This is a genomic window from Anoxybacillus amylolyticus, from assembly GCF_001634285.1.
GTDB classification, from domain to species: Bacteria; Bacillota; Bacilli; order Bacillales; family Anoxybacillaceae; genus Anoxybacteroides; species Anoxybacteroides amylolyticum.
In genome coordinates this window covers 1,417,193-1,439,579 of the sequence record NZ_CP015438.1, presented here as the reverse complement: position 1 = coordinate 1,439,579, position 22,387 = coordinate 1,417,193, and the positions used below count along the sequence as shown (strand labels likewise).

Annotated in this window: 24 protein-coding genes; all 24 read right to left on the bottom strand. The window is 45.9% G+C overall.

Annotated features, from left to right (window positions below; translation table 11 throughout):
* Window positions 1-13 precede the first annotated feature (13 nt).
* Window positions 14-1,174, bottom strand: coding sequence for an ADP-forming succinate--CoA ligase subunit beta (sucC, locus tag GFC30_RS07380; RefSeq protein WP_066323757.1), 1,161 nt, complete (start codon window positions 1,172-1,174; stop codon window positions 14-16).
* A 230-nt stretch (window positions 1,175-1,404) separates the two neighbouring features.
* Window positions 1,405-1,680: an EscU/YscU/HrcU family type III secretion system export apparatus switch protein gene (locus GFC30_RS07375; RefSeq protein ID WP_066323753.1), complete on the bottom strand. Its 276-nt coding sequence runs from the start codon at window positions 1,678-1,680 to the stop codon at window positions 1,405-1,407.
* Complete coding sequence (locus GFC30_RS07370; RefSeq protein WP_066323751.1) at window positions 1,677-2,936, bottom strand: hypothetical protein; 1,260 nt, start codon at window positions 2,934-2,936, stop codon at window positions 1,677-1,679. The genes GFC30_RS07375 and GFC30_RS07370 overlap by 4 nt, the downstream gene beginning before the upstream one ends.
* A 70-nt stretch (window positions 2,937-3,006) precedes the next feature.
* Window positions 3,007-3,771 (bottom strand): ribonuclease HII, encoded by a 765-nt coding sequence (locus GFC30_RS07365; RefSeq protein ID WP_084256230.1) that lies wholly within the window; start codon window positions 3,769-3,771, stop codon window positions 3,007-3,009.
* Between the two features lie 67 nt (window positions 3,772-3,838).
* Entirely contained in the window at window positions 3,839-4,693 is an 855-nt protein-coding gene (gene ylqF / locus GFC30_RS07360; protein WP_179946265.1) for a ribosome biogenesis GTPase YlqF, read from the bottom strand.
* Window positions 4,694-4,697: 4 nt separating this feature from the next.
* Window positions 4,698-5,249 carry a signal peptidase I gene (gene lepB, locus GFC30_RS07355; RefSeq protein WP_066323746.1) on the bottom strand — a complete coding sequence of 184 codons (552 nt, stop codon included), beginning with the start codon at window positions 5,247-5,249 and terminating at the stop codon, window positions 4,698-4,700.
* A gap of 98 nt (window positions 5,250-5,347) precedes the next feature.
* Window positions 5,348-5,692: a 50S ribosomal protein L19 gene (gene rplS / locus GFC30_RS07350; protein WP_066323742.1), complete on the bottom strand. Its 345-nt coding sequence runs from the start codon at window positions 5,690-5,692 to the stop codon at window positions 5,348-5,350.
* 122 nt (window positions 5,693-5,814) lie between these two features.
* Window positions 5,815-6,546: a tRNA (guanosine(37)-N1)-methyltransferase TrmD gene (trmD, locus tag GFC30_RS07345; protein WP_066323740.1), complete on the bottom strand. Its 732-nt coding sequence runs from the start codon at window positions 6,544-6,546 to the stop codon at window positions 5,815-5,817.
* Window positions 6,546-7,061: a ribosome maturation factor RimM gene (gene rimM / locus GFC30_RS07340; protein WP_066323738.1), complete on the bottom strand. Its 516-nt coding sequence runs from the start codon at window positions 7,059-7,061 to the stop codon at window positions 6,546-6,548. The genes trmD and rimM overlap by 1 nt, the downstream gene beginning before the upstream one ends.
* Before the next feature lie 16 nt (window positions 7,062-7,077).
* Complete coding sequence (locus tag GFC30_RS07335) at window positions 7,078-7,464, bottom strand: YlqD family protein (RefSeq protein WP_066323736.1); 387 nt, start codon at window positions 7,462-7,464, stop codon at window positions 7,078-7,080.
* 43 nt (window positions 7,465-7,507) lie between these two features.
* Window positions 7,508-7,744, bottom strand: a complete 237-nt coding sequence (locus tag GFC30_RS07330; RefSeq protein ID WP_066323734.1) for a KH domain-containing protein — start codon at window positions 7,742-7,744, stop codon at window positions 7,508-7,510.
* Between the two features lie 14 nt (window positions 7,745-7,758).
* Entirely contained in the window at window positions 7,759-8,031 is a 273-nt protein-coding gene (gene rpsP / locus GFC30_RS07325) for a 30S ribosomal protein S16 (RefSeq protein ID WP_027408160.1), read from the bottom strand.
* Window positions 8,032-8,124: 93 nt separating this feature from the next.
* Window positions 8,125-9,465, bottom strand: a complete 1,341-nt coding sequence (ffh, locus tag GFC30_RS07320; protein WP_066323732.1) for a signal recognition particle protein — start codon at window positions 9,463-9,465, stop codon at window positions 8,125-8,127.
* 13 nt (window positions 9,466-9,478) lie between these two features.
* Window positions 9,479-9,811, bottom strand: coding sequence for a putative DNA-binding protein (locus tag GFC30_RS07315; protein ID WP_066323729.1), 333 nt, complete (start codon window positions 9,809-9,811; stop codon window positions 9,479-9,481).
* Window positions 9,812-10,243: 432 nt separating this feature from the next.
* A complete protein-coding gene (gene ftsY / locus GFC30_RS07310) occupies window positions 10,244-11,224 on the bottom strand; it encodes a signal recognition particle-docking protein FtsY (protein ID WP_066323726.1) in 981 nt (326 codons plus the stop codon).
* A 22-nt stretch (window positions 11,225-11,246) separates the two neighbouring features.
* The gene (smc, locus tag GFC30_RS07305) at window positions 11,247-14,810 is read right to left on the bottom strand and encodes a chromosome segregation protein SMC (protein WP_066323720.1); all 3,564 of its coding nucleotides are present in this window, start codon (window positions 14,808-14,810) and stop codon (window positions 11,247-11,249) included.
* Between the two features lie 116 nt (window positions 14,811-14,926).
* The gene (rnc, locus tag GFC30_RS07300) at window positions 14,927-15,670 is read right to left on the bottom strand and encodes a ribonuclease III (protein WP_066323718.1); all 744 of its coding nucleotides are present in this window, start codon (window positions 15,668-15,670) and stop codon (window positions 14,927-14,929) included.
* A gap of 104 nt (window positions 15,671-15,774) precedes the next feature.
* Window positions 15,775-16,008 (bottom strand): acyl carrier protein, encoded by a 234-nt coding sequence (gene acpP / locus GFC30_RS07295; RefSeq protein ID WP_066323715.1) that lies wholly within the window; start codon window positions 16,006-16,008, stop codon window positions 15,775-15,777.
* A 60-nt stretch (window positions 16,009-16,068) separates the two neighbouring features.
* Window positions 16,069-16,809, bottom strand: coding sequence for a 3-oxoacyl-[acyl-carrier-protein] reductase (gene fabG / locus GFC30_RS07290; RefSeq protein ID WP_066323712.1), 741 nt, complete (start codon window positions 16,807-16,809; stop codon window positions 16,069-16,071).
* 2 nt (window positions 16,810-16,811) lie between these two features.
* Complete coding sequence (fabD, locus tag GFC30_RS07285; protein WP_066323709.1) at window positions 16,812-17,753, bottom strand: ACP S-malonyltransferase; 942 nt, start codon at window positions 17,751-17,753, stop codon at window positions 16,812-16,814.
* Window position 17,754: 1 nt separating this feature from the next.
* Window positions 17,755-18,753: a phosphate acyltransferase PlsX gene (gene plsX, locus GFC30_RS07280; protein WP_066323707.1), complete on the bottom strand. Its 999-nt coding sequence runs from the start codon at window positions 18,751-18,753 to the stop codon at window positions 17,755-17,757.
* Window positions 18,737-19,333: a transcription factor FapR gene (gene fapR / locus GFC30_RS07275; protein ID WP_066323706.1), complete on the bottom strand. Its 597-nt coding sequence runs from the start codon at window positions 19,331-19,333 to the stop codon at window positions 18,737-18,739. Before fapR ends, plsX begins: the two co-directional genes overlap by 17 nt.
* A gap of 94 nt (window positions 19,334-19,427) precedes the next feature.
* Window positions 19,428-21,473, bottom strand: a complete 2,046-nt coding sequence (recG, locus tag GFC30_RS07270) for an ATP-dependent DNA helicase RecG (RefSeq protein WP_066323703.1) — start codon at window positions 21,471-21,473, stop codon at window positions 19,428-19,430.
* Window positions 21,470-22,348 (bottom strand): L-serine ammonia-lyase, iron-sulfur-dependent, subunit alpha, encoded by an 879-nt coding sequence (gene sdaAA / locus GFC30_RS07265; RefSeq protein WP_066323699.1) that lies wholly within the window; start codon window positions 22,346-22,348, stop codon window positions 21,470-21,472. Before sdaAA ends, recG begins: the two co-directional genes overlap by 4 nt.
* Between the last annotated feature and the right edge of the window lie 39 nt (window positions 22,349-22,387).

Sequence of the window (22,387 nt, the reverse complement as noted above, 5' to 3'; positions counted from 1 at the left end):
CTCCCTCGCCTTCTTAACGTACTAGCTCGACAATTTTTTGTGCGCCATCTGCCATCGATTCTGCTGCAACAATGTTTAAGCCCGATTCTTCTAAAATCTTTTTCCCCAACTCCACGTTTGTCCCTTCTAAACGGACGACAAGCGGAAGTTCGAGACCGACTTGTTTCGTTGCTTCGACAATGCCACTCGCGATAACGTCACATTTCATAATACCACCGAAAATGTTCACGAAAATGCCTTTGACGTTCTCATCGGACAAAATGATTTTGAACGCTTCCGTTACTTTTTCAGCTGTCGCGCCGCCACCGACGTCTAAGAAGTTTGCTGGTTCGCCCCCATAATATTTAATAATGTCCATCGTTGCCATTGCAAGACCTGCGCCGTTGACCATGCAGCCGATATTTCCGTCTAAGGCGATATAGTTTAAGTCGTATTTCGATGCTTCGATTTCTTTCGGATCTTCTTCGTCTAAGTCGCGATATTCAAGCACATCTTTATGACGGTATAATGCGTTGGAGTCAAAGTTTAATTTCGCATCAAGCGCCATCACTTTGCCGTCGCCTGTCACGACAAGCGGGTTGATTTCCGCGATCGAGCAGTCTTTGTCGACAAATACTTGATATAAGCCCATCATGAATTTGACCGCTTGGTTCACTAGCTCTTTTGGAATGTTAATGTTGAACGCCATGCGGCGCGCTTGGAACGCTTGCAATCCTACCGCCGGGTCGATGTATTCTTTAAAAATTTTCTCTGGTGTTTTCGCTGCCACTTCTTCAATTTCCGTTCCGCCTTCTTCAGAACCCATCAAAACGACGCGAGAAGTTGCGCGATCAACGACTAAGCCGATGTAATATTCTTTCTTAATATCGCAACCTTCCTCAATCAATAAGCGCTTCACTTCTTTTCCTTCTGGACCTGTTTGGTGCGTAACAAGCACTTTTCCTAACAGTTCGCTTGCGTATGTACGAACTTCCTCCAAGCTTTTTGCAACTTTTACCCCTCCAGCTTTTCCACGACCGCCAGCATGAATTTGCGCTTTAACAACACAAACGGTGCTACCTAATTCTTTTGCTGCTTCTACCGCTTCCTCGACGGTAAACGCCACACGGCCGTTCGGTACAGCAACCCCATAGCTTCTGAGGATCTCTTTGCCTTGATACTCATGAATATTCATATCCCATCCTCCTATGTATAAAAAGTACTAGCGCTTTCATTGTATACTGTGAGTTTCCATATTGTCTACCATTTCGACATAAAATCAAAAAAATTCTTATAACAAAGAAGATGGTGTCCCAAAAGTAACGGAACACCCTTTCTTACCCTCATATATACACACGACACAACTTTACAAAACAATATATTGTATCTTCCTTGGAAAAAAGGCGACCTTTTCGTTCAGCTCCGCTACTTTTTCTCGCCAAACGTTCGTTCCAGTTGATAAATGAATGCAAACAGCTCGGCAACAACTTTGTATAGCTGCTCTGGAATCGCATCATTTATTTCAAGTTCGCTTAACAATTGAACGAGCGACGGGTCTTCTTGAATTGGAATGCCGTTCGCTTTAGCAACCGCAATAACTTGTTCTGCCACCTTTCCCTTTCCTTTCGCGACAACAACTGGGGCGATATGTTCTTGTGAATTGTACGCTAAAGCAACGGCTTGTTTCCTTTTTTCGTTCATATGCGATAGTCTACCCCCGAATAATTATTCAATATTCGTGAAAATAATTCATCCTGTCCCTTTTCTGCGGGCGTTCTGTCGACTTTGACCGTCGACAATGTATAGCCAAGAGACGAAAGCCGCTCTTTCAACAAAGGTTGGGCAAGCGAGACGAACTGTTCAAGCTGCGGCGTGTCGTTCCATATCGAAACATGAACGATGCTATGTTGAATACGAACATCGACGGCAATTTCCTTTAAAGCAGGAAGCTGTAAATAAAACAATAAGCGGCAATAATGCGGATCAAGCTCCCCATTTTGTTTTTTTCTCGTTTGATAATGGATGACAACATCGGTCTGCTTTCCAAATAGAAACGGCAGTTGGATAAAGAACGGTTGGATAGGACCATTTTCATAAGAAAGTAACTGTTGCCCTGTGAAACGAGCGATAAGTGTGTCGATTAGTTTCACCGTCGCTTCATCGCTCGTTTCTTGTTTTGCGCGCAACAAAAGTGGTTTTACGCCTTGGAGCGCTTTGGAAGTTTGCACGTTTTTTGCTATGTTGGCTTCGTATTCCAGCCCGAGCGCTTTGACTAACGATTTCATATGTTTTGCTACTAGTTGCGGCATCTCGTTTTCGTCTTTGTCGTCTACTAAAAAATGTGTCATTCGTTCTAGTTCGTGAAGGAGTGATTGTTGAGCTTCTGAACGCTGCCCATGGATCGCCTGAATGGCTTGTTGTAAATGAAGGAGCTGCGTGGCAAGCGGTTCAGGGCTTTGCACTGCTTTTAGGGCGAAAAAGACTGCTTCTGCCACTGGAAGCCGATTGGCAAACATCATTTGCAGCGCGCGAAAGTTGACGTCTTTTTCCGGTGTGGCTAACAGCCATTTTTCCGCTTGAGCGACTTCTGCTTTCGTAAAAGGCAGTTGCTTTTGTAGCAGAAAACGAAGGAGCGGCTCCATCTCACGCGAAAGCCGCCATTTGCTCGCTAATTGCGTTGCCGTCTGCTCAATCGTTGCTTCGCTTCGTTCACTAGGTACATCTAACCGTTTAAGAACGATCGCATCTTCCTTTTTCGTGACTTGAAACGAATAAAATTGCCCCACTTGAAGCGGTGTCTGTACCTCGGCTTCCATCATTTCTCCGCCAATTCTTACAAATGCCATCCCGTTCGCCCCGATTTTTTCTACTTTTCCGTAGACGACTTGACCATTTTGCAAAGAGCTAGCCAGCGCTGGCCATCGTTGTTCGCTGAAACCGTCAATCCGTTGAATCATCGTCTCTCACCTCCTAGCACAAAACTTGCACAAAGACGCTTCTGTTGAAAGATCGGGAAGGAATTGCCCTTTACAGTAGTTCTTTCACCGGTGAAAACGAGCGGCGGTGGTGTTCAGTAACTCCGTATGTGCGAATCGCTTGTAAATGATGTTCCGTCCCATAGCCCATATGTTTCTCAAACCCGTATTGCGGATATTGCTCGCCAAGCTGTTTCATGATGGCATCACGCGTTACTTTCGCCACAACGGAAGCGGCCGCAATGGAAACGCTATTTGCATCCCCTTTAATAAGGCTTTGCTGCGGGATGGCAAGCGGAAGTTCCATCGCGTCAATTAACAAATAATCCGGCTGCGGAAAGAGCTGCTCGACCGCTTTCACCATCGCCTTTTTCGCTGCTTGATAAATATTAAGTTCATCAATTTCTTTCGCTGACACAATGCCGATACCGATAGAAATAGCGGATGCTCGAATTTGTTCAAATAGCGCTTCCCGTTTAGTCTCTGATAGCTTTTTTGAGTCGTTTAAGCCCGGCAAATACACATCAGGTGGCAAGATGACGGCACTGGCGACAACCGGACCAGCAAGCGGACCTCGCCCTGCTTCGTCAATGCCGGCAATGAACGTCATCCCTTTAGCATAAAGCGACTCCTCATGTTGCGACATTTGTTGCCATTGCATGCGCTCTTTCTCAGCGTGTTCTTTTTGTTTTCGAAAGCGAGCCAACAGCTTTTGCACACTTTTCCGATCATCAAGAGCAATTTCTTGAAAAAGCGGATGCTGTTCGTCTATCGTTCGCAATAGTTGTTCGATTTCTTTCACCGTTCGTTTCATCAAAAGTCGTTCCCTTCTATTTTTTATATCGGCACATTCATAAAAAAATAAAGCCCGGTTTGTTCGGGCTTTACGGTTTCTCCAAGCTGAGGCGACCAAGCTTTTCGGTTCGGATATCGCGAAGGACAAGTTCTGCAACTTTGTCGTAATCGACCGCTCCACCGCTTGCAAGGCAGCCACGGCGCTTGCCAATCGCATCAAACAACTCGACGATATCGTCTGGAATAGCGGCGAGCGAATATCGCTCTTTTAACCGATCTGGATAGTGCGCTGCTAAAAAGCGGAGTGCGTACACGGCTACGTCCTGCAAATTTAAAATCGTATCTTTAATCGCTCCTGTTGTCGCCAATTTTAAACCGACTTCTTCGTCTTCAAACTTTGGCCATAAAATCCCTGGCGTATCTAATAGCTCCATTTCTTTCCCGACTTTAATCCATTGTTGTGCTTTTGTCACCCCAGGCTTATCGCCGGTTTTAGCGATATGTTTGCCGGCAAGCCGGTTAATGAGCGTCGATTTGCCGACGTTCGGGATACCGACGATTAATGCGCGCATCGGGCGTGGATTTTTAATCCCTTTTGCCGCCATTTTCGCAAATTTTTCTTTCGTCATCTCTTTCGCAGCGGCAACGATTTGTTTCATTCCTGTTCCGGCTTGCGCGTCGATAGCAATTGCGGGCATGCCTTGTTCAGCAAAAAACGAAATCCACTCGCTTGTTACTTTTTCGTCTGCCATATCGGCTTTATTAAGCAAAATAATACGCGGTTTGTTTGTTAAAATTTCGTCAATCATCGGATTGCGTGAAGAAAGCGGAATACGCGCATCGAGTAATTCAAAGACGACGTCGATTAGCTTTAGTTTTTCTTGCACCTCGCGTTTCGCTTTCGCCATATGGCCAGGAAACCATTGAATGGTCATTGCACTCACCTACTTATTTCATCATGCGAGCATCCGAAAGCGGCCAATATACAATGCTCGCTTTTCCTACCACTTTTTCCATTGGGATAAAGCCAATATGCCGGCTATCTTTGCTAAAGCGGCGATTGTCGCCCATCACGAATAAATAACCTTTTGGCACTGTTTTTCTGCCGGTTATTTCTTCGAGCGTAAACGATTCAGTTAATGGTCCGTCAACAAGCTGTTTTTTATATTCATCTAAATACGGCTCTTTATACGCCTTTCCATTGACGTACAACGTATCGTTTTTATATTCGATATGATCACCTGGCAAGCCGATGACCCGCTTAATATAGTCTTTCCCTTCTTCGGCATGAAACACGATAATATCAAAGCGGTGCGGTTCGCCAATTTTATATGCCAGTTTGTTGACAATCATTCGGTCATGATCATGAAGGGTCGGCATCATCGATAGTCCATCGACAATAATCGGCACAAAAATAAAATAGCGGATGCCGCCAGCAAGAAGTACAGCGATGACGATCGCTTTTAGCCATTCCCACGTTTCGTTTTTTTTCTTTTCCATCCTTCTCCCACCTACATTTTCAAAATGGAGAAACGCCTATCGCGCCGCTTCTTCGTATTAGAAAAAAGGAGCTTGAACTCCAAGCTCCTTGTCTTTCTTTAGCGAATTTCTTTGATGCGGGCAGCTTTCCCACGAAGTTGACGCAAGTAGTAAAGTTTTGCACGACGTACTTTACCGCGGCGAACAACTTCTAGTTTCGCGATTTTTGGTGTATGCACTGGGAATGTGCGCTCTACACCTACGCCGTAAGACACTTTACGGACTGTAAATGTTTCGCTTACACCTGCTCCGCGGCGTTTAATCACAACGCCTTCGAATACCTGAATCCGTTCACGGTTTCCTTCGACAACTTTAACGTGAACGCGCACTGTGTCACCAGGGCGGAAGTCAGGTAAATCTGTTCGCAATTGCTCTTTTGTGATTTCCTGAATTAAATGATGCATCGTTTCCACTCCTTCCAACAGATGCTCATACCAATTGTTCATTAGCAGCGGAACATCGTTTTAACGACTTAAGCCTAAGTCACAAAGATTATACTAGCATAAAGGGGTATTGGATGCAATAGTTACCGTTCGTTTTTTTGAAATTCTTCGAGCCATTTTTTTTGCTTGTCTGTTAATTCGGATTGCGCTAACAAATCAGGACGGCGCAAAAACGTCCGCCGTAATGATTCTTTTTGCCGCCACTCGTCGATTAAGCGGTGATTGCCTGATAAGAGCACTTCCGGCACTTTGAGCCCGCGAAAATCGGCTGGACGCGTGTATTGCGGGTGTTCCAATAATCCAGAGCTAAACGAATCGTGCACCGACGATGCTTCGTTTCCGAGCACGCCTGGCAACAGGCGGACGACGCTATCAACAATGACCATCGCGCCTAATTCTCCACCTGTTAGCACATAATCGCCAATCGAAATTTCATCAGTCACTAAATGTTCGCGAATGCGCTCATCATACCCTTCGTAATGTCCGCAAATGAGGATAAGGTGCGACTCTTTCGCCAATTCTTCTGCTTTTTTTTGCGTGTAACGCTCCCCTTGCGGACAAAGTAAAATGATGCGTGCATCGTTTTCTTTTGTTAAATGAGCAACGGCGTCAAAAATCGGCTGTGGCTTTAATACCATGCCTGCTCCACCACCGTACGGATAGTCGTCCACCGTTTGGTGTCTGTTGTCGGCAAACTCGCGGAAATTGACGACGTTAATCGAAACGGCTTGTTTTTCTTGCGCCTTTTTTAAAATCGATTCGTTCAATACCCCGGTAAACATATTCGGGAACAAGGTTAAAATGTCAATTTTCATCAGTCAAGCAGTCCTTCCATTGGGCGAATCGTAATTAGTTTCTCATCCACGTTCACGTCGATAACGACGTCCGCGATGTACGGGATTAAGGCGTCTTTCCCATTTTCTCGTCTGACAACCCAAACGTCGTTTGCCCCTGGGGTTAAAATTTCTTTCACGACGCCAATTGTTTCGCCATCTTCGGTGACGACGGTACAACCGATAATTTCGTGGAAATAAAATTCCCCTTCGCCAAGTTTCCCAAGCTGGCTTTCTGGCACTTTTAATACGCCGCCTTTCCATTTTTCGACGAGGTTAATGTTGTCGTATCCTTCAAATGATAATAAATCAAACGATTTATGGACGCGATGGCTTTTTACTTTTACTTCGATCGGTTGTGAAGCGTTGTCCATAAAAAGATAGAGTGTATTGCCGATTTTATAGCGCTCGTCGGCGAAATCAGTTTTGGAAATGACGCGCACTTCGCCGCGAATGCCATGCGTATTCACGATTGTTCCGACATGAAACCATTTCATCGTTCTCACCTCTTTTTCAGCGAATTTCTTTCACCATGCCATCTTCAATGACAATGGCGCGCGTGTGCATAATATCGTCCCAACGGTCGCCGATTCGGACGTCGACTAGCGCTTGTACTTCCCGTTCTTTTAGTTCGCTTCCTAACGGTAGGATGTGTAATTGTTCGAGCTGAAAATCCAATAGTTTGATTTTTTCGAGCCGATCGTCGATTTCTTTCGTGAAGTATTGTTTTAAAATCATCGGCGAATATTTGGCGGATTTTTCGAGGCGCTTTTGTTCAAAACGAAGTTGGTCGCATTCTTGCTGTAGCTTTCGCTTGCGGGCAGAAAATTTTTCGTGCAGTTCTGCGCGGCTTTTTTCAGTTAAAATTTGCTTCACTTCAACAGTCTGGATAATTTTCATAGCGACACCCCTCAAACGGTAATAAAAAAGGGGAGGATTTCCCTCACCCTTTGTCATTAATTTGCACGATAACGCGCTTCGGCAGATCAGATGCCGCTGCATATACTACCGTTCGAATCGCGTGAATCGTGCGCCCTTGCTTTCCGATTACCTTTCCGATGTCTTCTTCATGAACGGATAACGTATAGGTAATCGTCTGTTCATCCGCAGTTTCCGTAACAACAACCTCGTCTGGATAATCGACAAGCGCCCGTACAATCGTTTCAATTAGCGGCTTCATTTACATCACGCGCATTATTTGCCGTATTTTAAGTTGTGGAATTTTTCTAAAATCCCTTGTTTCGAAAGCAAGTTGCGAACCGTATCAGACGGTTTTGCCCCATTTTGAAGCCATTTTAACGCTAATTCTTCGTTGATTTTCACTTCTGCTGGCTCCGCCACTGGGTTGTACGTACCGATTGTTTCGATAAAGCGACCGTCGCGCGGTGAACGAGAGTCCGCTACTACAATACGATAGAAAGGTGATTTTTTCGCACCCATGCGTTTCAAACGAATTTTTACTGCCATTTTTTCTAGCACCTCCGTAAATAGTTCACACAAGATAGTATATTAGCAATAATCGTGTAGTTTGTAAAGTGTTTTTTCTTAACACATTATTCCCTACATAAACGGGAATTTAAACCCTTTTTTCTTTCCTTTTGTCATCGTTGTCATCATTTTCATCATTTTTTTCATTTCTTCAAATTGTTTTAACAGCCGGTTCACTTCTTGGACGGATGTACCGCTTCCTTTGGCGATTCGCTTTTTTCGGCTCGCGTTAATAATTTCTGGGTTGGCTTTTTCTTCTTTTGTCATCGAACGAATAATTGCTTCGACGTGCGCAATTTGTTTCTCGTCGATTTGGATGTTGTTTAAGCCTTTAATTTTATTGGCGCCCGGAAGCATTTTCAAAATTTCGTCCAACGGTCCCATTTTGCGCACTTGTCCGAGCTGTTCGAGGAAGTCGTCGAACGTAAACGACATCGTGCGCATTTTTTGTTCGAGTTCTTTCGCTTTTTCTTCATCGACCGCCGCTTGTGCTTTTTCGATGAGCGTGAGCACATCCCCCATGCCTAAAATGCGGGAAGCCATTCGCTCTGGATGAAACGGCTCAAGGGCATCCATTTTTTCGCCCATTCCGACGAATTTAACTGGCGTGTTCGTGGCCGCTTTAATCGACAGCGCTGCCCCACCGCGCGTATCGCCGTCTAGTTTCGTTAAAATGACACCGGTTAAACCGAGCTGTTCGTTAAAGCTTTGCGCGACGTTGACGGCATCTTGTCCAGTCATCGCATCGACGACGAGGAAAATTTCGTCTGGTTTGGTGAGTTCTTTCATTTGTTTCAGTTCATCCATTAACGCTTCATCAATATGAAGCCGCCCAGCGGTGTCGATGATGACATAGTCGTGATGGTCTTCTTTCGCTTTCGCAATCGCTTGTTTGGCGATTTCAATCGGACTAACTTTGTCGCCAAGCGAAAAGACGGGGAGGTTGAGCTGTTTGCCAAGCGTTTCAAGCTGTTTGATTGCGGCCGGACGGTAAATGTCGGCAGCGACGAGCAGCGGCTTACGGTTATATTTTTTGCGCAATAAGTTCGCTAATTTCCCTGTCGTCGTCGTTTTTCCGGCCCCTTGCAAACCGACCATCATAATGACAGTTGGCGGACGGGTGGCGACGGCGATTTTGCTTTGTTCCCCGCCCATGAGCGCCGTCAGTTCTTCTTTGACGACTTTAATGACTTGCTGGCCTGGCGTTAAGCTTTTTAGCACTTCTTGACCAACAGCGCGCTCGCTGACGCGTTTGACGAAATCTTTTACCACTTTAAAATTGACGTCCGCTTCCAACAATGCGAGGCGAACTTCCCGCATCATTTCTTTTACATCGGCTTCTGTTACTTTTCCTTTGCCGCGGATTTTGTTCATCACGCTTTGCAGACGGTCGGCTAATCCTTCAAATGCCATGCGTTACCGCCTCCTACTCTAGTTTCTCCAACGCTTCAATCGTTTGCCATAATTCTTTGTCATCGGCATATTTTTGCATCGCTAATTGTTTCAGCTGCTTCATTAGCTGTTGCCGTTCTTGAAACTTTTGGAACAATGACAGCTTTTCTTCATATTCCTCCAGCATCGCTTCCGTCCGTTTAATGTTGTCATAGACGGCCTGGCGGCTTACTTCGTATTCTTCTGCAATTTCGCCGAGGGAGTAATCGTCTAAATAATAAAGCGACATATAGCTTCTTTGCTTCGGGGTTAACAACGACTGGTAAAAATCGTACAAATAGTTCATTCGCGTTGTTTTCTCAAGCATCGAACTCCCTCCCGCTTGTTAAGTAAAATACCTTTACAAAAATTTAGTGTATCGTCTTTCTAGCGACGTGTCAAGTGCTGAGCTCTAAATCTATAGCTGATTTATTAATTATAAATCACTCCGAACTGATGCAACCATTCTGATCAATTATCATATATCATAGTCTTTTTAGTAAAAAATTAATTATATTATGTATTTTCCTGAATCCGTGACAACTTCTTCTCATAAGTACCCAGAAATCCGATCATATTAAAGTTTTAGCTCATTTTTGTATATTCACCTATTGGGTGAAGGGCAACAAGTAAAATATTTGTTGATTTATTGCGCTTTCTCGGCAGCTTGCACGCGTTTTTATCACGGATTTAGGGAAGTTTTATTTTCCCGTTTCTCGAAACAAAAGGATGTCCCAACAAGGAGACATCCTTTTTGTCTTTACTCTTCCAGCAAATCCGCAAACAATCCATAGACGTATTGCTCCGGATCGAAGGCTTGCAAGTCGTCCATTTTTTCGCCGAGGCCGACGAATTTGACTGGAATGTTCAACTCGTTGCGAATCGCAAGAACGATGCCACCCTTCGCCGTTCCATCAAGCTTCGTGAGCACGATGCCGGTTACGTTCGTCGCTTCTTTAAAAATTTTCGCTTGGCTCATTGCGTTTTGTCCAGTCGTTGCATCAAGCACAAGCAGCACTTCATGCGGCGCTCCCGGAATTTCGCGTTCGATGACGCGTTTCACTTTTTCTAGCTCTTTCATTAAGTTTACTTTATTTTGCAAACGGCCAGCCGTATCGCATAGCAACACATCGACATTGCGCGCTTTCGCTGCTTGAATCGCGTCATACATAACGGCTGCTGGGTCAGAACCAGCCGACTGCTTAATCACTTCCACCCCGACGCGCTCGCCCCATACTTCGAGCTGCTCAATCGCCCCAGCACGGAACGTATCGCCAGCCGCTAAGAGCACCGTTTTTCCTTCCGATTTCAACTTATGCGCTAATTTTCCGATCGTCGTCGTTTTCCCGACCCCATTGACGCCGACGAATAAAATGACCGTCAAGCCGTTTTCTTGCATATTTAATGTCGCTGGTTTGTCATCGCCGCCTTTATAAATATCGACAAGCTTCTCGGAAATGACCGCCTGCATTTCTTTCGTCTCTTGAATGTTGCGACGCTTTACTTCCATCTTTAATTCGTCAATTAAATCCATTACCGTCGTCACACCGACGTCGGCAGCGATTAAAATTTCTTCCAATTCTTCAAAAAACTCTTCATCGACTTTCCGGTAGCGGGCAATTAAATCATTTACCCGCCCCGCAAACGAATCGCGCGTTTTCGAAAGCCCTTGTTTAAACTTTTCCGTTACTGCATCCGTTTGCTGCGTAATTTTCTCTTTTAGCTTTTTAAAAAAATTCATCGTTTATGCCATCCTTTCCACATTACGACTTCACAAGCTGTTTCGAATCTTCCAAACGAACGGATACTAATTTCGATACTCCTGACTCCTGCATCGTCACGCCATAGAGCACGTCCGCTTCTTCCATCGTTCCTTTCCGATGGGTAATAACAATAAACTGCGTTTGGTTGCTAAACTGTTTTAAATATTGGGCGTAACGATGCACGTTCGCTTCATCAAGCGCCGCTTCTACTTCATCGAGCACGCAAAACGGCACCGGCCGCACTTTTAAAATCGAAAACAATAACGCAATCGCCGTCAGCGCTCGCTCGCCGCCTGATAATAAACTTAAATGTTGCAGCTTTTTCCCCGGCGGCTGGGCGACAATTTCGACGCCCGTATTTAACAAATCAGCTCGATCGGTCAACTGCAAATCGGCACGTCCTCCGCCAAATAGTTGCTGGAAGACGTCGCCAAACTGTGAGCGAATTTGCTCAAATGTCGCAAAAAAGCGTTTTTTCATCTCTTCGTCCATCTCGTCAATCACTTGATAAAGCGTTGCTTTCGCCTGTTGTAAATCGCTTTTTTGCGTCGTTAAAAACTGATATCGCTCCGATACACGTTCATATTCGTCAATCGCTCCTAAATTCACCGTTCCGAGCTCTTCGATCGCCCGTTTGATGAGCTTCACTTTTTTCCGCGCTTCCGCCGCCTCAATTTCTAGCGGATAGTTTGCTTTCGCTGCTTCAAACGTTAACGTATACTCTTCCCGCAAGCGCGTTAATAAGTTCTCAAGCTCTACGTCTAAACGATTCAATTTTACTTCTTCGTCTTTGATTATATCGGTGAGCTGTTTATAGCTTCGTTTTTTCTCTTTTACTTCGCGTTCAAGCGTTTCAAGCGTTTGTTGATAGTGTAAACGCTGCTCGCGGCGGCTAGCGATGAGTTCGACCGTTTCGTTTTTATCTTGTAGTTTTTGTTGCCGCAACCGTTCAAGCTGCTCTTCGCCCGAATCGTTTGACTCCATCTCCGCGCAGAGCACGGCCAAATCTTCTTCCGCCATTTTTCGCTTTGTTTCTGTTTCGTTTTGTTCGAGCTTCATTTGCTCGATTTTTTCTTGCATATGTTTAAACAGTTGCTGCTTTTCTGCAAGGGCAATTTTTTGTTCCGTTATTACCTGTTGCAGCGCTTCTTTTGATTGTTGTTCATCTTGTTTTTGCACGGCGAGCTGCTGCATTTGTTCATCGATTTCCGCGAGCGCTTGTTCCATTTGCCGCAGCTTTTGATCAGCGGCAGCCAATTTTTCTTCTAGCTGCTTTTTTTCTTGCTCGTCGTGCGCTTTTTCATGGTCATATAGCGAAAGGCGTTCGTTTACATGCTTTTCTTGCCATTCCACCTCGCGCCACGCGCTTTTTATTTCTTGAAGCGCCACACGCCATTGTTCAATTTGAGTGCGAAGCGCAGCGATTTCTTCTTCCTGTTCGTTTGCTTCTTTCTTTTTTGTTTGCACGTATTGCTCAAGCTGCGTTGTTTTAATTTCCATTTCTTGTAATTTATTCGTAATCGCTTCAAGCTCACGCGTTCGACCTAAAAGCGAATTCGTCTTTTTCGCTACGCCGCCGCCCGTCATCGCACCGCCAGGGCTAACGACATCCCCGTCAAGCGTCACTAGACGGTAGCGGTAATGAAGGAGACGTGCTAATTCGTTTGCCCCTTTTAAGTCCGTTGTCACAATGACATGACCGAGCAAATGCGCCATGACTGTCCGATACATAGAATCATAGGAAATAAGCTCGCTCGCCACGCCAACAAACGCCGGATGGTTGTTCACAAGCGCTAGTTGTTCTTTTGGGATATACTTTCCTTGGATGACGTTCAGCGGTAAAAACGTCGCCCGTCCGTATGCGTTCGTTTTTAAATACTGAATCGCCGCCCGCGCCGCTTCTTCGTTCTCCACGACAATATGCTGCATTGCGCCGCCAAGCGCTATTTCAAGCGCCGTTTCGTATTCCGTTGGAACAGAAATGAGCTCCACTACCGCCCCATGAATGCCGGAAAACTGCTGGCGCGCTTTTAAAATTTCTTTGACGCCTTGGAAAAATCCCGCATAATCATGCTGCATTTCTTCCAACATTTCTTTGCGCGATTTCGTTTGCTGCAAATATTGGTATGCTTGATAAAGCATCGCTTCTTTTTGCTCGATTTCTTGCTTTAGATGCGACAGCTGTTCGAGTTTTTCTTGCAATTTGCTTTCGCATGCTGTCACCATGCGCTCTGTTTTCTCGTATTGTGCTTTCAGCTCTGCTTGTTGTGCTTGCACGTATTCGCGTTCACGCAAATATTTTTCATTTTCTTTCGCGAGCGTTGCTTGTTTTGTTGCTAGTTTTTCAAGCTGCGTTTGCAAATGCGAACGCTCGTTTTTTAGCGATGCTTGCTCATGCACGAGTTCGATGTAATCGCTTTTTAGTTGTTCCATTCGTTCTTCGACGCTGACATTATAAAGAGAAAACGCTTGCTGTTTTTCTTTTAGTTCTGCTTGAAGCGCAGCAATTTCTTGCTTTACTTGCAGAAGCGTTTCTTCTTCTTTCGCAAGCGCCTCAATTAGCAGCGCTTGCTTCTCCGCCAAAGACGCGATCGCCTCTTCGAGTTGTTTTTTATATTGCGCTGCATTTTTTTTCCGCTCTTTTAATACTTCTTTCCGCCCCTCTAGCTTTTCGAGTTCTTCACTAACCGAAAGCAGCACTTGCTGCAAGCCGTCAATCGATTCGTCAAGCGCCGTTAACTGGTCGCGAAGCTGTTCTACAGACGCTTCTTCTTTTTGCATCGTTGCCGCAAGCGCCATTTCTTCTTGCTGATGAATGACCACTTGTTGACGCAGTGCGCTCCATTGCCGATGGAGTTCTTCAATTTCATGCGCAATCAGCGCCACTTCCAATTTTTCGAGTTCGCCGCGCTTTTCTAAATAGTCTTTGGCAATTGATGCCTGTATTTGGAGCGGTTCGAGCTGATGCTCTAACTCATGTAAAATATCATTGACGCGCTGCAAGTTATCTTGTGTCTCTGAAAGCTTTTGCTCCGCTTTTTTCTTGCGAATTTTATATTTTAATACCCCGGCCGCCTCTTCAAAAATCGTGCGCCGCTCTTCTGGTTTGCTGCTTAAAATTTCTTCGATGCGCCCTTGGCCGATAATTGAAAATGCTTCTTTTCCTAGCCCGGAGTCCATAAATAAATCAATAATATCTTTTAACCGGCACGGCTGCTGGTTAATAAAAAATTCGCTTTCCCCTGAACGGTACACGCGCCGTGTCACACTTACTTCTTGGTAGTCAAGCGGCAAAAATTGATCTTCGTTATCGAGCGTCAACGTCACTTCGGCGATGTTCAGTGGCTTACGCGAATCGCTGCCGGCAAAAATGATGTCTTCCATTTTCGCACCGCGAAGCGATTTTGCTGACTGCTCGCCAAGTACCCAGCGAATCGCATCGGTAATGTTGCTTTTGCCGCTGCCATTTGGACCAACGACAGCTGTCACCCCTGGAACAAATTCGATCGACACGCGATCGGCAAAAGATTTAAAGCCGATAATATCTAATCGTTTGAGGAACATACGTACCCCGCCTCGCTATCTTTCATCTAGAATCTTTCCTATTGTATCATAGTTGCTCGTTCAAACATAGAGCCGACAAAAGGGCTGACTATCGTTTGCTCAGCCAGCCCTTTGGTTTATTCGGTCGCTAACGCTTTTAACTTCTCTAACGCCATTTGCGCTGCTTTTTGCTCTGCTTCTTTTTTCGATCTTCCGACGCCAATCCCAAACTCTTCCCCGTTTAACGCCACACGAGAAACGAACTCTTTATTGTGTGCAGGTCCTTTTTCTTGCAAAATCGTATACTCAATGACACCGCTGCCATCGCGCTGCACAAGCTCTTGTAATTGGCTTTTATAATCCATCACATGAGAAAAAGCACCTTCGCGAATTTTTGGAAAAATCGTTTGCTCCAAAAATCGAATGACCGCATCCATTCCTTGATCTAAATAAAGCGCCCCAACAAACGCTTCAAACACATCCGCCAATAGCGATGGTCGCGTGCGCCCACCCGTCATCTCTTCCCCTTTTCCGAGCAGCACAAGCTGACCAAACGAAAGGTCGTTCGCAAATTTCACAAGCGACGGCTCGCATACAATCGCCGCCCGTAATTTTGTCAATTCCCCTTCGCTCATATGCGGAAACTGTTGAAATAAATATTGAGACACGGTTAACTCTAGCACAGCGTCTCCCAAAAACTCAAGGCGCTCATTATCTTCTTGCGGTCGTTTGCGATGCTCATTCACATACGATGAATGGGTAAACGCTTGAACTAACAGTTTTTCATCTTGAAATAAAATACCTATTTTTTCCTGAAACTGTCGGAATTTCGTTCTCCTTTTTTCATTCGCACGCTGCTCTTTTTCTTTCTGCTTCGACATATATGAACCTCCGGACTTCCATCATCTGCTCGACAAGAGCCCTATTCAATCAATAAAAAAGCATAGAAAGCCCCGTTTAAGCAACGGGACTTTTCTTCAATTATTTACATGCGGCTTTTTATGTAGTTCACAGCGTCTCCAACTGTGACGATTTTTTCTGCTTCCTCGTCGGAAATCTCCATGTCAAATTCATCTTCCAATTCCATCACAAGTTCTACTACGTCTAAAGAATCAGCACCTAAATCTTCTTTAAAAGAAGCTTCAAGCGTTACTTGCGATTCTTCCACTCCTAGACGGTCAACGATAATTTTCGTTACGCGCTCTAATACGTCTGCCATAATTGCATTCACCTCCTCTCATGATTATAGACAATTTCTTAGCAAAATACTAGCATGAATTTACATGACCATTCCGCCATCAACGTGGATCGTTTGTCCGGTAATGTAGTTCGCAGCGTCAGAAACTAAAAAGGAAACGACTTTTGCAATATCTTCTGGCTCACCAAAACGAGCAAGCGGAATTTGCCTTAACATTTCCGCCCGCACATCTTCGCTAAGGCGGTCAGTCATATCTGTTGTAATAAAGCCTGGCGCAATCGCGTTTACCGTAATATTGCGGCTTGCTAGCTCTTTTGCCGCTGTTTTCGTAAAACCAATCACACCCGCTTTCGCCGCAACGTAGTTCGCTTGCCCTGGATTGCCGCTCACCCCGACAATCGAAGCGATGTTCACAATGCGACCAAACCGTTGTTTCATCATCGGGCGGGTCACCGCTTTCGTGCAATGAAACACACCTTTTAAGTTCGTATTAATCACATCATCCCATTCTTCTTCTTTCATACGCATCAATAAATTATCACGCGTAATCCCGGCATTGTTCACTAAAATGTCGATGCGGCCAAAACGCTCGATTACTTCTTTGACCATTTGTTCTACCGCTTCACTGCTTGCAACGTTCGCTTGCACCGCAAACGCTTCCCCGCCCATTTGTTCAATTTCTTCGACTACTTCTTTCGCTTTCGCTTCGCTTCCAGCATAGTTGACGGCTACTTTTGCTCCATGGCGCGCAAGTTCGAGCGCAATCGCTCTGCCGATGCCGCGCGATGCCCCAGTCACAAGTGCGACTTTTTCTTGCAACATATTTATTCCCCTTTCAATGCCGCAATGGTTGCTTCAAGGGAAGCAACGTCATAAATCGAATAGACCGTGACATTGCGGTTAATTTTTTTTACGAGCCCTGACAATACTTTGCCCGGCCCAATTTCTACGAACGTATCGACACCTAATTCCACCATGTTCACAACGGATTGTTCCCAACGAACAGGCGAATATAGCTGTTCAATTAACAAGCGTTGAATCGTTTCCTTTTCCGTCATCGGTTTTGCAGTCACGTTAGCGATGACAGGAATCACAGCGTCTTTAATTGTTATCGTGGCTAATACGTCGGATAACTTCCCAGCTGCCGGCTTCATGAGCGCAGAATGGAACGGACCGCTTACATCAAGCGGAATCACACGTTTCGCCCCTTTTTCTTTCGCTAGCTGCGCTGCACGTTCCACACCTGCTTTGGAACCAGAAATCACGATTTGCCCAGGACAGTTTAAATTCGCTAATTGCACAGGTGCGCCGTCATTCGTCACTTGCTCCGTAATCGCTTCAAGTTCTTCCGCCACCATTCCAAGTACAGCCGCCATCGTCCCTTCTCCGCTAGGTACTGCTTCTTCCATAAATTCGCCGCGTTTGCGCACCGCATATACCGCATCTAAAAACGAAATCGATCCTGCTGCCACAAGCGCTGTATATTCGCCTAAACTATGACCAGCGACATAATCAGGGGTTATCCCCGCTTCGTTTACTTTTTCAAGCAGCGCGACACTTGTTGTTAGCAATGCTGGCTGGGCATTGTACGTTAACGTCAACGTTTCTTGCGGTCCTTCAAAAATAATCGATGACAGTGAAAAGCCGAGCCGCTCATCGGCCGCCTGAAAAATTGCCGCTGTTTTTTCATCTTGTGCCGCTAATTCTTTTCCCATGCCAACGGTCTGTGACCCTTGTCCTGGAAATATAAATGCTAATTTGCCCATGCTAGTTCCCTTCCTTTTGCATCCGTTCAAGTTCGGATTTAATCGTTTCTGCGAGATGATGCAACACCATTTCGCGCGCTTGGCGAATTGCATGGAAAATGGCGTTTGCATCAGATGAACCGTGCGCTTTAATGACCGGGGCGTTTAAGCCAAATAGCGCAGCACCACCGTACTCCGAATAATCCATTTTCTTTTTAATATCCAGCAGTTTCGGCTTCAATACCGCCGCCGCAAGCTTGCTAGAAAAGCTGCTTGTAAGCGCTTCTTTTAACATCGTAAACATCGAAATCGCTGTTCCTTCAATCGTTTTTAACGCCACATTGCCTGTAAACCCATCAGTCACGACAACATCTGCCACCCCTTCAAGCAAATCACGCGCTTCGACGTTGCCAACGAAATGAATGTTCGCCGATTGCATCAGTTGAAACGCCCGCTTCGCTAAGTCGTTTCCTTTTTGGTCTTCTGTTCCGACGTTTAATAACCCAACACGCGGCTTTGCGATTCCGCGCGCTTTTTCCGCATAAATCGACCCCATTAATGCATATTGCAATAAATGTTCCGGACGGGCGTCGACGTTCGCGCCAACATCTAAAAAGACAAATCCTTTGCCATCAAGCGTCGGCAACGTTGGCGCTAATGCCGGACGTTCAATCCCTCCAATCCGCCCGACGATAAACAGCCCCGCTGCCATCAATGCTCCTGTATTGCCTGCAGAGATGCACGCATGTGCGCGCCCTTGCTTCACTTCTTCGGCCATTAATACCATGGACGCTTGTTTTTTCCGGCGGACAGCCCGCACTGGTTCGTCTGTTGCTTCGATGACTTCTTCCGTATGAACGAGTTGAATCCGATCGGTTTCCGGAAGAAACGGTCGCACCACTTCTTCCTTGCCAAACAGCGTAATTTCCAAATCGGAAAAATGTTGGACCGCTTTTACTGCCCCGAGAACAATTTCTTTCGGAGCATGGTCTCCGCCCATAGCATCAATTGCGATTTTCATCGTTGACTCCATCCTTTTTTGCGATGTTCGATCGATACATTTCAAATTCTCCAGAAAAAACAAGTTCTTGCCCGACGTAGCTATTTACTTCGACAATCGTCCGTCCGGCTTTGTTTACCCCTTTAACTTTCGCTTTTGCTACGACACGTTCGTTTTCTTTCACTTGTCGAGTAAAGCGAATGTTCGCTTTTGCTGTTAGCGCCAATTCATCGTTAATGACGGCAACCGCAAGCGAATTCGCTTGGGCAAATAGATGATGGCCGCGCGCGATTTGATTGCGCTTAAAGACGTGTTCTTTTTTTACATCAAAAATCGAAATCGCGCTTTGGTCCGGCTCAATATCGATAATCTCCCCGATCACTTCTTCAATTGGAAGCGACTTTACTTTATCGGCGAACGATTTTTCCGCGACATGTTTAATGCGTTCTCTTAGCTCAGGAATCGATAACTCCAGCCGATCAAGGCGAATGGTTTGAACGCTAACGGAAAATTTTTCAGCTAATTCTTCGTCTGTAATAAACGGGTTTTCCTCGATCGTTTCTTTTAATAATCGTTGCCGTTCTCGCTTCGTTCTTCGCATGATGTATACACCGTCCACTTCTATGACTAGGTACTAATAGTAGTATATAATTCTAAAAAACAGATTGCAAGAATAAGTTTGCAATCTGTACCGACTAATCTAATTTTTCGCCATTCAACACGCCCGACTGCTCTAAATACGTCCGCAGCGGACGATACGCGTCTTCTTGCCAAAAAGCGCGAGAATGAATGAGCTTCGCCGCATCGCTCCGCGCTACTTCTAAAATGCGGTAGTCGTGCACGACATCGCCTAATTTAAATTCTGGCATGCCGCTTTGTTTCGTGCCGAAAAAGTCACCAGGCCCACGAAGCTCCAAATCTTTTTCGGACAACACAAAGCCATCGTTCGTTTCCGTCATAATCCGCATCCGCTCTTTCCCCGTTTCCGATTTCGGATCGGCAACAAGAATACAATACGATTGTTCACTCCCCCGTCCGACGCGCCCACGGAGCTGATGGAGCTGCGCCAATCCGAACCGTTCGGCATCATAAATGACCATTACCGTCGCGTTTGGAACGTTGACGCCGACTTCGACGACGGTTGTCGAAACTAAAATGTGGACGTCGTTACGGCTGAACGCCTTCATCACTTCCTCTTTTTCTTCTGCCGAAAGACGACCGTGCATTAAACCAATTTGGTATTTGCCTCGGTAATGGTGAACGAGCATGCTATGAACGTCAATCGCGTTTTGCACGTCCAATTTTTCCGATTCTTCAATAAGCGGGCAAATGACGTACGCTTGCCGCCCTTTTTGCACTTCTTTGTCGATAAACTGTAACACACGCTCTAGCATGTTATGCTTGACCCAATACGTTTCTACTTTTTTGCGTCCTGCCGGCATTTCATCAATCACAGAAACGTCCATTTCGCCAAAGGCAGTGATGGCTAACGTTCGCGGGATAGGGGTGGCGGTCATAAACAATACATCTGGTGATTCGCCTTTTTCGCGCAAAACGCGCCGCTGTTCCACCCCAAAGCGATGCTGCTCGTCCGTGATGACTAACCCAAGCCGGTGAAAATTCACGTCCTCTTGAATGAGCGCATGCGTCCCAATGACGATATCGAGTTGCCCTGTCATCAGCTTTTCAAGCAGCTCTTTTCTCCGCTTTCCTTTGACCGAGCTTGTTAGTAGTTCGACCGATACACCTACCGGCTCTAACAGCTGGCGAAGCGATTGTGCATGCTGCTCCGCTAAAATTTCCGTCGGCACCATTAATGCCCCTTGGTAGCCAGACAATACGGTCGCATATAAAGCGATAGCAGCAACGACCGTTTTTCCAGAACCGACGTCCCCTTGCAATAGACGGTTCATTCGGTATGGGGAGCGCATATCCTTTATGATTTCACGAACGACTCGCTGCTGGGCGCCTGTTAACGGAAACGGAAGTTGCTCGATAAATTGCTGCCATTTTTCTAGCGGAAAGTCATGGGCGATTCCTTTGGACTGTTCGCGCTGAATTTTGCGGAGTGCGTGCATTTTTAGTTGGAATAATAAAAACTCTTCATAGACGAGGCGCCGCCGCGCTTGTTTCAACGCTTCATGCGAGGAAGGGAAATGAATTGCGGCGAGCGCGTCTTTTTTCGGCCATAACCGATATGCTTGCATAAGCGACGGTGGGAGCGTTTCTTCAATGGCCGCCCCAAATTGCTCTAACGCTAATTTCATAAACCGGCGCATCCCTTTGACGGTAAGCGCTCCTCTTGTCGAGTAGACCGGTTCTAGTTCCCGCTTTTCTGAGAGTGCGCCAAATCTTATTTCCATCGCCGTAATCGTTTGGCGATGTTGATCCCATTTTCCGGTGACCGTCACCGTTTCGTTGATCGCAAGCTTCGTTTTTAAATATGGTCGATTAAAGCAAGTGACTGTAATTAAATACCGATCGACGAGCAGACGAAATGTTAGGCGCGATTTTTTGCGGGCATAATACGTAAGAGAAGGTTCGCTATGAACCTTCCCCTCGACCGTTACTTTTTCCTCATGCTTCACGTCCGCTAAATCACGAACTTCATAATCTTCATAACGAAATGGAAAATACATGAATAAATCGCCAATTGTTTCAATGCCCATCTCACGAAACGCTTCGCTCGTTTCTTCGCCAATTCCTTTTATTTCTGTAACAGGTTGTTGCCATCTATTCACGTCTGTGAAACGCCGAAAATTTTCGCCGCTAACGCGCGACCCGTCGGCGTTGCTGCTAACCCCCCTTGAGCAGTTTCTTTTAAAGCGGTCGGCATCGTTTCACCGATACGATACATCGCGTCGATGACTTCGTCGCACGGGATACGGCTTTTAATGCCGGCAAGTGCCATATCGGCCGCTACCATCGCATTCGCTGCCCCCATCGCATTCCGTTTCACACAAGGTACTTCTACTAAGCCGGCAACAGGGTCACATACTAATCCTAACATATTTTTTAAGGCAATCGCCATCGCTTCTGCTGCTTGACTTGGCGTTCCGCCAGCCATTTCAACAAGCGCTGCTGCTGCCATTCCGGTTGCAGAACCAACCTCTGCTTGACAGCCGCCGGCTGCTCCAGAAATCGAAGCGTTGTTGGCGACAACGAAGCCAAACGCACCGGCGGTAAATAAAAATTCAATCATTTGCTCTCGCGTTGGCTGCAATTTCTCTTTCACCGCAAACAACGTCCCTGGCACAACACCAGCAGACCCAGCAGTCGGCGTTGCGCAAATGATCCCCATCGCCGCATTGACTTCGTTCGTAGCGACGGCTTTACTGACCGCGTCTAAAATTGTTTCACCTGATAAAAACCGTCCTTGGCGAATATAGGTTTGCAATAAAACGGCATCACCGCCCGTTAAGCCAGAGTGCGAGGAAACGCCTTCTAACCCTCTCATCACCGCCTGTTCCATTACTTGTAAATTTTTATCCATTTGCGCAAAAATTTCTTCTCTGCTTCTTCCAGTTACCTCGATTTCTTGCCGAATCATCACTTCGGCAATTTTGATTTGTTGGCTTTCTGCCAATTCCACTAATTCCGCCACATTTCGAAACATCTCAGTTGCCACCCCTTTGTGTCTGTAAACGCTTTCTTG